16 protein-coding genes and 1 pseudogene are annotated in these 14,617 nt (G+C 51.6%); 13 read left to right on the plus strand and 4 right to left on the minus strand.

The window, feature by feature from the left end:
* Positions 1–95 precede the first annotated feature (95 nt).
* Positions 96–1,541, plus strand: a complete 1,446-nt coding sequence (gene tldD, locus ACH0WD_RS23280; RefSeq protein WP_000055940.1) for a metalloprotease TldD — start codon at positions 96–98, stop codon at positions 1,539–1,541.
* Between the two features lie 121 nt (positions 1,542–1,662).
* Here tldD and aaeR read toward each other — a convergent pair whose 3' ends face one another.
* Positions 1,663–2,592: an HTH-type transcriptional activator AaeR gene (aaeR, locus tag ACH0WD_RS23285; RefSeq protein WP_000440300.1), complete on the minus strand. Its 930-nt coding sequence runs from the start codon at positions 2,590–2,592 to the stop codon at positions 1,663–1,665.
* A 181-nt stretch (positions 2,593–2,773) separates the two neighbouring features.
* Between aaeR and aaeX the strand changes: the two genes are divergently transcribed.
* The 4 genes from aaeX to ACH0WD_RS23305 all read left to right on the plus strand — a co-directional run bounded on the left by aaeX (position 2,774) and on the right by ACH0WD_RS23305 (position 6,334).
* A complete protein-coding gene (gene aaeX, locus ACH0WD_RS23290; RefSeq protein WP_000051840.1) occupies positions 2,774–2,977 on the plus strand; it encodes a p-hydroxybenzoic acid efflux pump operon protein AaeX in 204 nt (67 codons plus the stop codon).
* Between the two features lie 7 nt (positions 2,978–2,984).
* Complete coding sequence (gene aaeA / locus ACH0WD_RS23295; RefSeq protein ID WP_000855138.1) at positions 2,985–3,917, plus strand: p-hydroxybenzoic acid efflux pump subunit AaeA; 933 nt, start codon at positions 2,985–2,987, stop codon at positions 3,915–3,917.
* Between the two features lie 5 nt (positions 3,918–3,922).
* A complete protein-coding gene (gene aaeB, locus ACH0WD_RS23300) occupies positions 3,923–5,890 on the plus strand; it encodes a p-hydroxybenzoic acid efflux pump subunit AaeB (protein ID WP_000510912.1) in 1,968 nt (655 codons plus the stop codon).
* A gap of 171 nt (positions 5,891–6,061) precedes the next feature.
* A complete protein-coding gene (locus tag ACH0WD_RS23305; protein ID WP_001103887.1) occupies positions 6,062–6,334 on the plus strand; it encodes a hypothetical protein in 273 nt (90 codons plus the stop codon).
* A gap of 59 nt (positions 6,335–6,393) precedes the next feature.
* On the opposite strand, the gene yhcN-B is transcribed toward ACH0WD_RS23305, so the two are convergent.
* The 3 genes from yhcN-B to argR all read right to left on the minus strand — a co-directional run bounded on the left by yhcN-B (position 6,394) and on the right by argR (position 7,862).
* On the minus strand, positions 6,394–6,660 hold the full coding sequence (yhcN-B, locus tag ACH0WD_RS23310; protein ID WP_000853277.1) for a DUF1471 family stress response protein YhcN-B: 267 nt from the start codon (positions 6,658–6,660) through the stop codon (positions 6,394–6,396).
* A gap of 103 nt (positions 6,661–6,763) precedes the next feature.
* Positions 6,764–7,027, minus strand: coding sequence for a peroxide/acid stress response protein YhcN (gene yhcN, locus ACH0WD_RS23315; RefSeq protein WP_000695693.1), 264 nt, complete (start codon positions 7,025–7,027; stop codon positions 6,764–6,766).
* Between the two features lie 364 nt (positions 7,028–7,391).
* Positions 7,392–7,862 (minus strand): transcriptional regulator ArgR, encoded by a 471-nt coding sequence (gene argR / locus ACH0WD_RS23320; RefSeq protein ID WP_001257852.1) that lies wholly within the window; start codon positions 7,860–7,862, stop codon positions 7,392–7,394.
* Positions 7,863–8,276: 414 nt separating this feature from the next.
* Between argR and mdh the strand changes: the two genes are divergently transcribed.
* The 8 genes and pseudogenes from mdh to ACH0WD_RS23360 all read left to right on the plus strand — a co-directional run.
* Positions 8,277–9,215 (plus strand): malate dehydrogenase, encoded by a 939-nt coding sequence (gene mdh, locus ACH0WD_RS23325; RefSeq protein WP_000861586.1) that lies wholly within the window; start codon positions 8,277–8,279, stop codon positions 9,213–9,215.
* A 119-nt stretch (positions 9,216–9,334) separates the two neighbouring features.
* Positions 9,335–9,964, plus strand: a complete 630-nt coding sequence (locus tag ACH0WD_RS23330) for a GntR family transcriptional regulator (protein ID WP_000723773.1) — start codon at positions 9,335–9,337, stop codon at positions 9,962–9,964.
* Complete coding sequence (locus ACH0WD_RS23335) at positions 9,951–10,616, plus strand: GntR family transcriptional regulator (RefSeq protein WP_001171585.1); 666 nt, start codon at positions 9,951–9,953, stop codon at positions 10,614–10,616. Before ACH0WD_RS23330 ends, ACH0WD_RS23335 begins: the two co-directional genes overlap by 14 nt.
* A gap of 210 nt (positions 10,617–10,826) precedes the next feature.
* The gene (locus ACH0WD_RS23340; RefSeq protein WP_000433397.1) at positions 10,827–12,095 is read left to right on the plus strand and encodes an SLC13 family permease; all 1,269 of its coding nucleotides are present in this window, start codon (positions 10,827–10,829) and stop codon (positions 12,093–12,095) included.
* 32 nt (positions 12,096–12,127) lie between these two features.
* Positions 12,128–13,027, plus strand: a complete 900-nt coding sequence (gene ttdA / locus ACH0WD_RS23345; RefSeq protein ID WP_000045349.1) for a L(+)-tartrate dehydratase subunit alpha — start codon at positions 12,128–12,130, stop codon at positions 13,025–13,027.
* Positions 13,027–13,644 carry a L(+)-tartrate dehydratase subunit beta gene (gene ttdB / locus ACH0WD_RS23350; protein ID WP_000162405.1) on the plus strand — a complete coding sequence of 206 codons (618 nt, stop codon included), beginning with the start codon at positions 13,027–13,029 and terminating at the stop codon, positions 13,642–13,644. The genes ttdA and ttdB overlap by 1 nt, the downstream gene beginning before the upstream one ends.
* A 156-nt stretch (positions 13,645–13,800) precedes the next feature.
* Entirely contained in the window at positions 13,801–14,043 is a 243-nt protein-coding gene (locus ACH0WD_RS23355; protein WP_000180118.1) for an oxaloacetate decarboxylase subunit gamma, read from the plus strand.
* Between the two features lie 15 nt (positions 14,044–14,058).
* A pseudogene (locus ACH0WD_RS23360) lies at positions 14,059–14,617 on the plus strand (oxaloacetate decarboxylase); the annotation flags it as partial.

A 14,617-nucleotide genomic window follows, 5' to 3' on the forward strand; every position in this document is an offset into this window, starting at 1 on the left:
ACGGCGCTGCGTTTATCCGGTTTGTACAATCTAACAACGTAGTCCGGATAAGGCGTGAACCGCCATCCGGCAGAAATCAACGAGTAGCAAAAACGATGAGTCTGAACCTGGTAAGTGAACAATTGCTAGCGGCGAATGGCCTGAACCATCAGGATCTGTTCGCTATTTTGGGCCAACTGGCCGAACGCCGTCTTGATTATGGCGACCTCTATTTTCAGTCGAGCTATCACGAATCCTGGGTTTTAGAAGACCGCATCATTAAAGATGGTTCATATAATATCGACCAGGGCGTTGGCGTTCGCGCCATTAGCGGCGAAAAAACCGGTTTTGCTTATGCTGACCAGATAAGCCTCCTGGCGCTGGAGCAGAGTGCGCAGGCAGCGCGAACCATTGTACGCGAGAACGGCGAAGGCAAGGTAAAAACGCTCGCCGCCGTAGCGCATCAGCCGCTCTACACCACCCTTGATCCACTGCAAAGTATGAGCCGCGAAGAGAAGCTGGATATCCTCAGACGCGTTGACAAAGTGGCGCGAGAAGCCGATAAACGCGTGCAGGAAGTTAACGCCAGCCTGACCGGCGTATATGAATTAATCCTCGTGGCGGCGACCGACGGGACGCTGGCGGCGGATGTCCGTCCACTGGTGCGGTTGTCCGTTAGCGTGCAGGTGGAAGAAGACGGTAAACGCGAGCGCGGCGCCAGCGGCGGCGGCGGTCGCTTTGGTTATGAGTATTTTCTTGCCGATCTCGACGGCGAGGTGCGCGCCGACGCGTGGGCGAAAGAAGCGGTACGCATGGCGCTGGTTAATCTCTCCGCGGTCGCTGCGCCAGCGGGGACGTTACCGGTGGTTCTGGGCGCCGGGTGGCCGGGCGTATTGCTGCACGAAGCGGTCGGTCACGGGCTGGAAGGTGATTTTAACCGTCGTGGGACATCTGTGTTTAGCGGTCAGATCGGCGAGCAGGTTGCCTCCGCGCTTTGCACCGTAGTGGACGACGGCACAATGATGAACCGTCGCGGCTCCGTTGCTATCGATGATGAAGGTACGCCAGGCCAGTACAACGTATTGATTGAAAATGGCGTGCTGAAAGGATACATGCAGGACAAGCTGAACGCGCGCCTGATGGGCGCTGCGCCGACCGGTAACGGGCGTCGCGAATCTTATGCGCATCTGCCGATGCCGCGTATGACGAATACCTATATGTTGGCGGGGCAGTCAACGCCGCAGGAAATTATCGAATCCGTTGAGTACGGCATCTATGCGCCTAACTTTGGCGGCGGTCAGGTGGATATCACCTCCGGCAAGTTTGTGTTCTCTACCTCGGAAGCGTATTTGATTGAAAACGGCAAAGTCACGACGCCGGTGAAGGGCGCGACGTTGATTGGATCAGGCATTGAAACGATGCAACAGATCTCCATGGTCGGCAATGACCTTAAGCTGGATAACGGGGTGGGGGTTTGCGGTAAAGAGGGGCAAAGTCTGCCGGTAGGCGTAGGCCAGCCGACGCTGAAAGTCGATAACCTGACGGTTGGCGGCACCGCATAACTGTCCGCCTTATCAGGCCTGTGGTGTGTGCCGCCCAGGCCTGATAAGCGCAGCGCCATCAGGAAATGTCTGCGTCGGGTGGCATCTGGCTACAATCGTCTTCAGCAATTACCCGGTGTTTTTATTTTTCTTTCCCTCGCCCGTGCATCCCCTGAAACAGGTGTGCGACATCGACAAAATAGTCAGTTAACGCGTTAATCACTACCTGCACTTTAAGCGGCAGCTTATCTTTTTCGGTGTAAAGCGCGTACACCGGACGGGGATCGGACTGATAGCGAGGCAGCAGGATCTCCAGATCGCCACGATTGATCTCATCGATCACCCACATCAGCGGCACATAGGCGATTCCGGTTCCGGCGGTCAGCCAGCGTACCAGCGTCATCGGATCGTTAGTGACGAACCGCCCCTGTGGAATCAGTCGGGTAGAAATTCCTTCCGGCGCGATAAGTTCAAACTCATTATCCGGGCGCACGCTATATTCCAGCCAGGAATGGCTACTGAGATCGGCGGGTTTTTCCGGGACGCCGTACTGAGCGAGGTACGGCTTGGCGGCGCACACAACCATCGGCATCGCGCCGAGTCGACGGGAAAACAGGCTGGAGTCTTGCAGCGCGCCCACGCGGATCACCACGTCCAGCCCGTCGGCAATTAAATCCGGAGCCGGAATTCCTGTCACCAGATTGACCGCCAGACCGGGATACTCTTTTAATAATTTTGCGGTAAGCCCGGCCAGCACATTTTGCGCCATGGTTGAAGAACAGCCGATACGCAATGTACCGATAGGCGTGTTATTAAAAGCGTAAAGCTGCTCGTGAACATCCTGCACTTCATGCAGCATACGACGACAGCCCTGATAATAGATTTTTCCAGCTTCGGTGAGCCCAATGCTGCGTGTGCTGCGGTTGAGCAATTTAACCTGAAGCTCATCTTCCAGTTTCGCCACAGTCTGGCTGATGGACGATACGCTCATTTGCAGCTGTCTGGCTGCGGCGGTAAAAGAGCCAAACTCGACAACTTTGGCGAATACCGACATTCGTTTTAATCGTTCCATTATTCACTCTGGCTTAAAAGTGATTTAGATCACATAATATAGATAACAGCATAACAATTACGTTAATATACTATTATTCGAATAAGAGCTATGTCGCTCTCGCCTGGCGTCTCTTGCCCTTCTCTGCGGCGATGTAGCTTAACAATCTATCGCCTGCTCTCTCTCAGAAATCAAGGTCAACATGAGTCTGTTTCCCGTTATCGTGGTGTTTGGTCTTTCCTTCCCACCGATATTTTTCGAATTGCTTTTGTCACTGGCTATTTTTTGGCTGGTGCGTCGGATGCTTGTGCCGACGGGTATCTATGATTTTGTCTGGCATCCGGCTTTGTTCAATACCGCGCTGTATTGTTGTCTGTTTTATTTAATATCGCGCCTGTTCGTTTGAGGTTGAAGTGAAAACACTAACAAGAAAACTCTCCCGTACGGCCATTACCCTCGTACTGGTTATTCTGGCCTTTATCGCCATTTTCCGCGCCTGGGTGTATTACACCGAATCTCCCTGGACGCGAGACGCGCGTTTTAGCGCCGATGTCGTCGCTATTGCCCCGGATGTCGCGGGCCTGATTACCCATGTAAACGTGCATGATAACCAACTGGTGAAAAAGGATCAGGTCCTGTTTACCATCGATCAGCCACGCTATCAAAAAGCGCTGGCGGAAGCGGAAGCTGATGTAGCCTATTATCAGGTCCTGGCGCAGGAAAAACGCCAGGAAGCCAGTCGCCGTAATCGCCTCGGCGTACAGGCGATGTCCCGGGAAGAGATCGATCAGGCGAACAATGTCTTGCAGACTGTACTGCATCAACTGGCTAAAGCCCAGGCGACGCGCGATCTGGCTAAACTCGATCTGGAACGCACCGTCATTCGCGCGCCTGCCGACGGCTGGGTGACTAACCTCAATGTTTATGCCGGTGAATTTATTACCCGCGGTTCCACAGCCGTCGCCCTGGTGAAAAAGAACTCTTTTTACGTGCAGGCCTATATGGAAGAGACCAAGCTGGAAGGCGTGCGTCCGGGATATCGTGCCGAAATCACGCCGCTTGGCAGCAACCGGGTATTAAAAGGTACCGTCGATAGCGTGGCGGCAGGGGTAACGAATGCCAGCAGTACCAGCGATGCGAAAGGGATGGCGACGATAGACTCTAACCTCGAATGGGTGCGTCTGGCCCAGCGTGTTCCGGTGCGCATCCGGCTCGACGAGCAGCAGGGGAATTTGTGGCCTGCCGGTACGACGGCAACCGTCGTGATCACCGGTAAGCAGGATCGTGACGCAAGCCAGGACTCCTTCTTCCGTAAACTGGCGCACCGGCTGCGCGAATTCGGTTAATCGTCATGGGCATTTTCTCCATTGCCAACCAGCACATTCGTTTTGCGGTAAAGCTGGCGTGCGCCATTGTGCTGGCATTATTTATCGGCTTCCATTTTCAACTGGAGACGCCGCGTTGGGCGGTGCTGACCGCCGCGATCGTGGCGGCAGGCCCGGCATTTGCCGCCGGCGGGGAACCCTATTCCGGCGCTATCCGTTATCGCGGAATGTTGCGTATTATCGGGACGTTTATTGGCTGTATCGCCGCGCTTATCATTATTATCTCTATGATCCGCGCGCCGTTATTGATGATTCTGGTGTGCTGTGTCTGGGCCGGTTTTTGTACCTGGATCTCCTCTTTAGTACGGATCGAAAACTCTTATGCGTGGGGACTGTCAGGTTATACTGCGCTGATCATTGTGATTACCATTCAGACGGAGCCGCTGCTCACGCCGCAATTTGCGCTTGAGCGCTGTAGCGAAATCGTCATCGGCATTGGCTGCGCTATTTTAGCGGATCTGCTTTTCTCGCCGCGATCGATAAAGCAGGAGGTTGATCGCGAACTGGACAGTTTACTGGTAGCGCAATATCAGCTAATGCAACTTTGTATTAAGCATGGCGACAGCGAAGAAGTCGACAACGCCTGGGGCGATCTGGTGCGACGCACGGCGGCGCTGGAGGGAATGCGAAGTAATCTGAATATGGAATCTTCGCGCTGGGTACGCGCTAACCGCCGCCTGAAAGCGTTGAATACGCTTTCGCTCACGCTGATTACGCAATCCTGTGAAACTTATCTCATTCAAAACACGCGGCCGGAACTGATTACCGATACATTCCGGGAACTGTTCGAGACGCCGGTTGAAACGGTACAGGACGTCCACAGGCAGTTAAAACGGATGCGGCGTGTCATTGTCTGGACCGGCGAGCGCGAAACGCCCGTCACGCTTTATAGCTGGGTAGGCGCTGCGACGCGCTATCTGCTGCTTAAACGCGGCGTGATCAGCAACACCAAAATCAGCGCGACGGAAGAAGAGATCCTGCAAGGCGAACCCGTGGTTAAAGTGGAATCCGCTGAACGTCACCATGCGATGGTGAACTTCTGGCGCACCACGCTTTCCTGCATTCTGGGGACATTATTCTGGCTATGGACCGGCTGGACATCGGGTAATGGCGCGATGGTGATGATTGCCGTGGTGACCTCGCTGGCGATGCGTTTACCCAATCCGCGCATGGTCTGCATTGATTTTATTTATGGCACTCTGGCGGCGTTGCCGCTGGGATTGCTCTATTTCCTGGTGATTATTCCCAATACGCAGCAAAGTATGCTGTTGTTATGTTTGAGCCTGGCGGTATTGGGGTTCTTTATCGGCATTGAGGTCCAGAAACGGCGTCTGGGGTCGATGGGGGCGCTGGCCAGTACGATTAACATTATTGTGTTGGATAATCCGATGACGTTCCATTTCAGCCAGTTCCTCGACAGCGCGTTGGGGCAAATTGTCGGCTGTATGCTGGCGTTTATCGTCATCCTGCTGGTGCGTGATAAATCCAAAGATCGAACCGGTCGCGTGCTGCTTAATCAGTTTGTTTCCGCTGCGGTCTCGGCAATGACGACTAACGTGGTACGTCGTAAAGAAAACCGTCTGCCTGCGTTATATCAGCAACTCTTTTTGCTGATGAATAAATTCCCTGGCGATTTGCCGAAGTTTCGCCTGGCGCTAACGATGATCATTGCTCATCAACGTCTACGCGACGCGCCGATACCGGTTAATGAAGATCTGTCAGTGTTCCACCGCCAGCTTCGTCGTACTGCAGACCATGTTATTTCCGCCGGAAGCGATGATAAACGGCGACGCTACTTTGGTCTGTTGCTGGATGAGCTGGATATCTATCAGGAGAAATTACGTATCTGGGAGGCGCCGCCGCAGGTGACGGAACCGGTTAAACGCCTGACGGGCATGTTACATAAATACCAGAACGCGCTTACCGATAGCTAACCCACAAGAACCGATGCCAAAAGCGTCGGTTTTTTTATGACTATACTTATTTGAGATACAAAAACAGCGCAAGAGTGCTCCGGGGCTAAAAGCGTTTCTGGAAGTGAAACCTCTGCATAATGATGCTTAGTAGTAAAACAGACAATTGTCTGTCGGGGATGGTGGCTGGCTATGAATGTCTATACTTTTGATTTTAATGATATTAAAAACCAAAGCGATTTTTATCGCGAGTTTACGCAGACGTTTGGTCTTGCCAGTGAGAAAGTAAGCGATCTTGATACATTATGGGATGCGGTAATGAGCGATATCTTACCCCTACCGCTAGAGATTGAGTTCGTTCACCTGCCTGATAAACTGCGCAGGCGCTACGGGGCGCTGATTTTACTCTTTGATGAAGCGGAAGAAGAGCTGGAGGGGCGGCTACGGTTTAATGTCCGGCATTGAAAAAGCATAAAAAAGCCCCCGGCAGGCGGGGGCAAGTCGTCGGGTTAGACGACGAGGGTTTACTTATACAACTCGGCGGTGGCGTGCCAGTTATCACCTTCTTTTAATTCGATGATGCGATAGCTATTAGCGCCTGCTTTTTCAGCTTTAGCGACGATCTCCTGGCGCATATCCATTGGCGTACTGCCAATCTGCGAGACGGAAATGGTGCCCATCGGTTGCAGATTCTGCGCCTGTTCCGCGTTGACCTGATGTACTGCGGCATTTGCGCCGAAAGAGAGCAGAGTGGCCAGGCCGAGTGATGCGATAATGTATTTCGTTTTCATGGTCTTTTATTCCTTTATAGGGTCAACCTCGCGGATTAATGGGCTTTTCTTATGCGATATCTCCGCGAAGCAATGACACGTTATATGCGATGGCAGGTGAATTTTATTTGTACAGTTCGGCAGTGGCGTGCCAGTTGCTGCCGCTACGCGCTTCGGTAATGTGGTAGGCCGTAGCGCCTTGTTCATCCGCTTTTTTGCTCAGCATGGCATTCATATCCATAGGCGATGAGCCGATAGCGCTGACTGAAACCGATCCGATTGCTTCACGATTTTGCGCTTGCTCTGCGCTGATAGGTTCTGCGGCGAAAGCGCCAAAAGAGAGAACGGACAGAATACTTAATGTTGCAACAGTGGTTTTGATTTTCATGATTTTTACCTCGTCGAATTCCTTTACTGGGGTCTTTGTTTCGTGACCCTCATCACAAAATTAAGTATACACTAATCACGCGATTAATTAATACCACGCTAATTGTTTCTGCTTTTTAAAGACATTAAAAATTTTATTTTTTATAACGTTATGGAATTAAAATTGCTGTTTTTCGCCGCTGTCATTTAAAAAATAAAATAAAATCAATGTCTTAATAAGTTTGACATTTTGTGCGTTTTTTTGATTTGTCATTCATGTGGTGAATGTTTAAGGGCATGATTTGCCAAATGATAGCCGTACAGGAAAGCGGCGAGGGGAGGGGACAAAAAGGTGCCTCCGCCGTACGACGACGGAGGAAGTGGGACTAAAGCTCTTGTTCAAAAAGTTCCAGAATGGCTTCGTACAGATCTCTTACGGAAAAGCCGCTGGCAGGCGTAGTGAAGATAGTATCGTCGCCGGCAATCGTGCCGAGAATACCTTCTGCTTTCCCCAGTGAATCCAGCAGGCGCGCGATGAGTTGTGCCGCGCCGGGGCTGGTATGAATCACCACGACAGCGTCGTTATAGTCGATATCCAGCACCAGATTTTTCAACGGACTGGATGTTGTTGGGACGCCCAGTTCAGCCGGAAGACAGTACACCATTTCCATTTTTGCGTTACGTGTACGCACTGCGCCGAACTTAGTCAACATGCGCGAGACCTTGGACTGATTGATATTTTCAAAGCCCTGATCCTGCAACGCGAGGACGATTTCGCCCTGTGAGCTGAATTTTTCTTCTTTGAGGAGCGCTTTAAACGCTCTTACTAGTTCTTCTTGTTTAGCCGAGCTTCGCATAAGTCACCCGTAATATGGCGGTAGAAACAACATTATTGTGCATACAGATGAATTTTTATGCAAACAGTCTGCCTTGTTTAAGGCTGAAATAATGTTATGAAAGAGCGGAATTTTATCAAATTTCGTTATCAAGAAACATGCCTGTGTCACGCCTCGCAAATAAGATTAAAAGTAAATTAATTGTTATCAAAATGATGTTGTTTTGAGGGGGTAGTAGGGTATATTGTCACCATCTGTAGGAACGTTGCTCTCTGGTTGCAGTCGATCCGGATTACGCAAATTAAATGCATAAAAGCCAAAATTGCGCGACTCCGCATTCTTGATGAGTGAGGATTGTAATCATTGAATTTGTGAATTAAGGTCGCCGCCGCGGAGCAATAGACACTTAGCTAATCATATAATAAGGAGTTTAGGATGAAAGTCGCAGTCCTCGGCGCTGCTGGTGGTATCGGTCAGGCGCTGGCATTACTTTTAAAAAACCAACTGCCTTCAGGTTCAGAACTCTCCCTGTACGACATCGCTCCAGTGACTCCCGGTGTGGCCGTTGATTTGAGCCACATCCCCACCGCTGTAAAAATCAAAGGTTTCTCCGGTGAAGACGCAACCCCGGCGCTTGAAGGCGCTGACGTAGTACTGATTTCTGCGGGTGTGGCGCGTAAGCCGGGTATGGACCGTTCCGACCTGTTTAACGTTAACGCTGGCATCGTGAAAAACCTGGTGCAGCAGATCGCTAAAACCTGCCCGAAAGCGTGCGTGGGCATTATCACCAACCCGGTGAACACCACCGTTGCGATTGCGGCGGAAGTGCTGAAAAAAGCAGGCGTATACGACAAAAACAAACTGTTTGGCGTTACCACGCTGGATATCATCCGCTCTAATACCTTTGTCGCAGAGCTGAAAGGTAAGCTGCCAACGGAAGTTGAAGTGCCGGTGATTGGCGGACACTCCGGCGTGACGATTTTGCCGCTGCTGTCGCAGATTCCAGGCGTAAGTTTTACCGAACAAGAAGCGGCCGAGCTGACTAAACGTATTCAGAACGCCGGTACTGAAGTCGTCGAGGCGAAAGCCGGCGGCGGATCGGCAACCCTCTCTATGGGCCAGGCTGCCGCGCGTTTCGGTCTTTCTCTGGTTCGCGCTCTGCAGGGCGAAAAAGGCGTGGTGGAATGCGCCTATGTGGAAGGCGACGGTCAGTATGCCCGTTTCTTCTCTCAGCCGCTGCTGCTGGGTAAAAACGGTGTAGAAGAGCGTAAATCCATCGGCACACTGAGCGCTTTCGAGCAACATTCGCTCGACGCTATGCTGGATACGCTGAAAAAAGATATTCAGTTGGGTGAAGATTTTATTAATAAATAAGCTGTTCCTGCCCGATGCCGGGGCTTTTGCTCCGGCTTCTTTGACTGTAAACAAGCCACGAAATCAAGTACTAAATCTGCTAAACTCCTCACGTCTTATCGGTTATTAACGAGAACGTCGTGAAAAAGATCCAAAGAACGCAAACCCGCGATCACATTACGCAAATGCTTCGCTATGAAATTCTTTCCGGCAATATAAAAGCGGGAGAAGAACTCGCGCAGGAATGTATTGCGGAGCAGCTTGGTCTTTCACGAATGCCGGTTCGAGAAGCGCTACAGTCACTCGAACAGGAAGGTTTTTTAATCCGACTGCCCAACAGGCACATGCAGGTCGCGCATCTTGAGGCCGATCGCGTGAGTCATATTTTTCGCGTGATTGCCGCGATGGCCGCCGAAATGTTTTCGCTGATACCCAGCGAAGTAGGCGATGCCCTCCTGATACGTGCGCAAGCGCTGGCTGTCGCAGAAGACAAATCCTGCGAACTGGAGTGTCATGCGATGCTGATTTCTTATGTGAATAACCGCTATCTGGAAAAGGTGTATCAGCAGTTCCTGGACGGTTATGTCTCTTATGTTATTTTGCATCTGAAAAAAGATAATCAGGAGTCGGCGCAGCTTTTCGCTGAACTGGCTGACGTCATACGCCAGGGGCGGCGTGATGAGATTGGGCAAGTTATGCAGCGTTATTTCCTCTCTTTAGCAGAAATAATGCGTCAACATATGAAGGATTGGGAAAGTGCAGAAGCCTAAGTTAGGGAAGATTAAGCTTCTTTCAGCGAAAGAACAGGTCGCGGCAGTGCTGCGTAAAGCGATTCTTTCGAGGGAGTTAGTGGAAGGGCAGGAGATTACGTTAGAAGGCATTGCCAGAATGGTCGGCGTGTCCAGTATGCCAGTGCGCGAGGCGTTTCAGATTCTGGCGGCGGATGGGCTGATAAAAGTGCGCCCTAATAAAGGGGCGGTGGTGTTGGGCATCAATGAACAAACGATCCGTGAACACTATGAAATTCGCGCGCTGTTAGAAAGTGAGGCGGTGGCTAAAGCTTCTCGTCCTGGCACCGATATCTCGCGGATAGCCCAGGTGCATTATGCCGCTGAAAAGGCTCTCGCGGAAAATAACTCGGCGGAATACTCCGACCTGAATCAGGCATTTCATATGGAAATATGGAATGTTGCTGGCAACGAAAAAATGAAAATGTTGCTCTGTAATATGTGGAACGGCCTGTCGATGGGCCATAAGGTCACCGAAGAAGAGTATGCCGTGATTTCCATTCAGGAACATAAAAGTATTCTGCAAGCTCTTGAACTTCATGATGAAACATTGGCACGCCAGCGCATGCGCGAACACATTATTCGCTCAATGGAGAATATGCTGACCCGCTATGTTGGTGACCCTTCTGCCTGATCTTTTCGCCTGCGTGAGCATCGCAGGCGCTTCAACCAATTCTTCAATTCTATTAATCACGTCCAGTAACGATCTAACCACGATCTTGATGTAGATCCCACTCCTGCATCTTTCCTAAGAAACGATTTGACTTAGTTTTTGTATGGGAATAATTTCTTCCTGTCAACATTGGATACAATATCATATATCATTGATTGGATAATTATAAATATGGAACCCATTACCCTTACCTTATGTTTATTGGTGTTCGCTATCGTCATGTTTGTATGGGAAAAAGTGCCACTGGCCGTCACTTCCATGATTGTCTGCGTGGCCTTAGTGATCACCGGAGTTCTGAATATCAAACAGGCCTTTGCTGGCTTTATCGACACTAACGTCATCCTCTTTGTCGCGATGTTCATCGTGGGGGGCGCGTTGTTCGAGACCGGTATGGCAAACAAAGTGGGCGGCGTCATCACGCGCTTCGCGAAAACAGAAAAACAGCTGATCTTCACCATTATGGTGGTGGTGGGTTTGATGTCTGGCGTCCTCTCTAACACCGGTACCGCTGCGGTTTTGATTCCGGTGGTGATCGGCGTGGCGGCAAAATCGGGCTTCTCGCGTTCTCGTCTACTGATGCCGCTGGTTTTCGCCGCTGCGTTGGGCGGTAACCTGTCGTTAATTGGCGCGCCGGGCAACCTGATTGCGCAATCGGCATTGCAGAATATCGGCAGCGGCTTTGGTTTCTTTGAATACGCCAAAGTGGGTTTGCCGATGCTGGTTTGCGGTATCCTGTATTTCCTGACCATCGGCTATAAGTTCCTGCCGAATAACCCAAACAGCGGCGCTGTAGGCAGCATCGGCGAGCAGCATGACTACAGCCATGTTCCGCGCTGGAAGCAACTCCTGTCGTTAATTGTGCTGATCGTCACGATCCTCGGCATGATTTTTGAAAAGCAGATTGGTATTAGTCTGGCGGTTACCGGCTGTATCGGCGCGCTGGTGCTGGTGGTGACCGGCGTGCTGAGTGAAAAACAGGCGTATAAAGCCATTGATTCCCAAACTATTTTTATCTTCGGCGGTACGCTGGCGCTGGCAAAAGCGCTGGAAATGACCGGCGCGGGCAAACTGGTTGCGGATTGCGTGATCGGTATGCTGGGGCAAAACTCCTCGCCGTTCATGCTACTGGTCGCGGTTTTTGCGCTCTCCGTCATCATGACCAACTTTATGTCTAATACCGCCACGACCGCGCTGCTGGTGCCGGTAAGTCTGTCGATTGCCGCAGGCATGGGGGCCGACCCGCGTGCGGTTCTGATGGCGACGGTCATTGGCGGTTCCTGCGCCTACGCAACCCCTATCGGTATGCCTGCCAACATGATGGTGCTCTCCGCGGGTGGCTATAAATTTGTCGACTACGCTAAGGCCGGTATCCCCCTGATTATCGTTTCAACCATTGTCAGCTTGATCCTGCTGCCAATCCTTTTCCCTTTTCATCCGTAATTAACGGAAGCTGTTCTGACTAAGGAGCATTTATGAGTAAAAGTGAACAGATATCCCATATGACCGACGTTATGGCCAAGTTTGTAGGATATACCGGCAAAGTTTTGCCTGATGATGTCACTGCAAAACTGGAAGATTTGCATAAGAAAGAGACCAGTAAACTGGCCGACGTCATCTTTACTACCATGATTGAGAACCAGCGTCTGGCGAAAGAGCTGGATCGACCTTCCTGCCAGGACACCGGTGTCATTCAGTTTCTGGTGGAGTGCGGGACGAACTTTCCGCTGATTGGCGAGCTGGAAGCGTTGTTGCGTGAGGCGGTGATCAAAGCAACTGTAGACTCTCCGCTGCGCCACAACAGCGTAGAAACTTTTGATGAATACAACACCGGTAAAAACGTGGGTAAAGGTACGCCGACGGTCTTCTGGGAAATCGTTCCCAATTCCGATCAGTGCAGCATTTATACCTATATGGCAGGCGGTGGTTGTTCTCTGCCGGGGAAAGCGATGGTGCTGATGCCGGGTGCAGGCTATGAAGGTGTGACCCGCTTTGTACTGGATGTGATGACTAGCTACGGCCTCAACGCGTGTCCGCCGCTGCTGGTTGGCGTGGGCGTAGCGACCTCTGTTGAAACGGCGGCACTGCTATCGAAAAAAGCGCTGATGCGTCCGATCGGTTCGCATAACGAGAATGAGCGTGCAGCCTCGCTGGAAAAAATGCTGGAAGACGGCATTAACAAAATTGGCCTGGGGCCGCAGGGGATGTCCGGTAATACCTCCGTTATGGGCGTGAACATTGAAAACACCGCGCGTCATCCTTCTACCATCGGCGTGGCGGTAAACGTCGGCTGCTGGTCGCACCGTAAAGGGCACATCGTTTTCGATAAAGATTTGAATTACACCATTACGTCTCACAGCGGAGTGAATTTCTGATGACTAAAAAAATCCTGACTACGCCAATTAAAGATGAAGATTTAGCAGATATTAAGGCTGGCGATATTATTTATCTCAACGGTCATATTGTTACCTGCCGTGACGTAGCCCATCGCCGTTTAATTGAAGGTGGTCGCGAGCTTCCGGTAGATGTTCGCGGCGGCGCTATTTTACACGCTGGCCCAATTGTCCGCCCAATTAAAGGCGAAGACGATAAGTTTGAAATGGTCTCCGTTGGACCAACCACCAGCATGCGTATGGAGAAATTCGAAAAAGAATTTATTGCGCAGACTGGCGTGAAATTAATTGTGGGTAAAGGCGGAATGGGCAAAGGCACGGAAGAGGGCTGTGCTGAACACAAAGCGCTGCACTGCGTATTCCCTGCCGGTTGTGCGGTTGTAGCCGCCGTGTGCGTGGAAGAAATTGAAGATGCCCAATGGCGCGATCTGGGGATGCCGGAAACGCTGTGGGTCTGTCGGGTTAAAGAGTTTGGCCCGCTGATTGTTTCTATTGATACCCATGGGAATAATCTGTTTGAACAGAACAAAATTATTTTTAATCAGCGTAAAGAGATCGTCGCTGATGAAATATGCCAGAACGTAAGTTTCATCAAATAAACCTGATTACGTAAATTGCACGATAATGGTGGTAATACGTTATGACGATAATAATAACCAAGGGCTCTGGCCGGGGGCGGCTCAGGGAAATCCACCCTTATTATTTCATCGTCATAAATAGCCCCATTATCGTGCCTCCTGCCTGAAGGCTATTTTATGACTAATGCAGCTCTGCTATTAGGTGAAGGCTTCACCCTGATGTTCCTCGGCATGGGGTTCGTACTGGCCTTTCTGTTCCTGCTGATCTTTGCCATTCGCGGCATGTCTGCCGTGATTGCTCGCGTCTTCCCGGAACCCGTCGCCGCACCCACACCGCGCGCCGTTCCCGTCGTGGACGACTTCACCCGCTTAAAGCCGGTGATTGCCGCCGCCATTCACCATCACCGCCTTAACGCTTAATTCCCGGAGGGATCCATGACTATTGCCATTACCGACGTCGTCCTGCGTGACGCCCACCAGTCCCTGTTCGCCACCCGCCTGCGCCTTGATGACATGCTGCCGATTGCCGCTCAGCTCGATGACGTGGGCTACGGGTCGCTGGAGTGCTGGGGCGGCGCCACCTTTGACGCCTGCATCCGTTTTCTCGGCGAAGACCCGTGGGTCCGCCTGCGCGAGCTTAAAAAGGCCATGCCGAAGACCCCGCTGCAGATGCTGCTGCGCGGCCAGAACCTGCTCGGCTACCGGCACTACGCCGATGACGTGGTGGAACGCTTCGTCGAACGCGCGGTGAAAAACGGCATGGATGTGTTCCGCGTCTTCGATGCCATGAACGACCCGCGCAATATGAAAGCGGCGCTCAGCGCGGTGCGCAGCCACGGCGCGCACGCCCAGGGCACGCTGAGCTATACCACCAGCCCGGCGCACACGCTGCAGACCTGGCTGGATTTAACGGAGCAACTGCTGGAAACCGGCGTCGATTCCATCGCCATCAAGGATATGTCCGGCATTCTCACACCGATGGCGGCGTATGAGC

The sequence above is a fragment of the Salmonella sp. 2020_1395 genome (genome assembly GCF_043848115.1).
In the GTDB taxonomy this organism is placed as follows: Bacteria; Pseudomonadota; Gammaproteobacteria; order Enterobacterales; family Enterobacteriaceae; genus Salmonella; species Salmonella enterica.